The sequence below is a fragment of the Hadarchaeum sp. (SeqCode) genome (assembly GCF_049969415.1).
In the GTDB taxonomy this organism is placed as follows: Archaea; Hadarchaeota; Hadarchaeia; order Hadarchaeales; family Hadarchaeaceae; genus Hadarchaeum.
This window is the reverse complement of the sequence record NZ_JBMFOX010000132.1, coordinates 1-646: the sequence shown is the minus strand read 5'-3', so window position 1 is coordinate 646 and position 646 is coordinate 1. Positions and strand designations below refer to the sequence as shown.

1 protein-coding gene and 1 pseudogene are annotated in these 646 nt (G+C 55.0%); one reads left to right on the top strand and one right to left on the bottom strand.

What is annotated here, in order from left to right; translation table 11 throughout:
* Positions 1–265, bottom strand: a pseudogene (locus ACP5PX_RS08355) (hypothetical protein); the annotation flags it as partial.
* 40 nt (positions 266–305) lie between these two features.
* Between ACP5PX_RS08355 and ACP5PX_RS08350 the strand changes: the two are divergent.
* On the top strand, positions 306–646 hold a 341-nt coding region (locus tag ACP5PX_RS08350), incomplete at its 3' end, for a hypothetical protein (RefSeq protein ID WP_428085485.1).

The window sequence follows — 646 nt, the reverse complement described above, 5'->3', positions numbered from 1 at the left end:
CTAATAACCCGCCGCTGCAGCCGACGCCGCCTTCGGCGGCGCGGCTGAGCGGCAAGCCGTTGGGCGGCAATGACCGCCGCAGGAGAAGGCGAACGATGAAACGCACAATAATTGCACTCTTGCTGGTCAACTTGGTCTTATCAGCTTGCGCGCCTGTGTCCGCGCCGACGCCCACGCAGCAAGTGGCCGTTGCGCCCAGCGCCACGCCGTTGCCCACCGCCACCGCCACGCCTACCAGCACGCCCACGGCCACCCCCACCGCCACGCCGACGCCTATCCCTACCATCCAGGTGGGCGACCTGTCCGTGCCCGACCCGCGCGTTACCAACCCCGAACTGTTTGACCTGACCAATCCCGATGCGCCGATCCCGCAGTTTGTTCAGGCGCTAATCCAAGTTGGAATTGAAATCACCCCCGAACAAGTCAGAGATGAAATTCGTTATGGAATATTCCCATCTGTTGATAATTCATCATTGATTTTAGGTTATTATAACACGAGTGGGAGTGATAATACCGATTACAGTTTAGTCTACGTATTCGATCCTAACACAGAAGTTTTTTCTTCTGATAATTCACTTCGAGAAATGGCAAGAGCGCTGGGAGTCTGGTTTGGTAATAATGATGAAGCTTGGAGCATAGAGTTTAA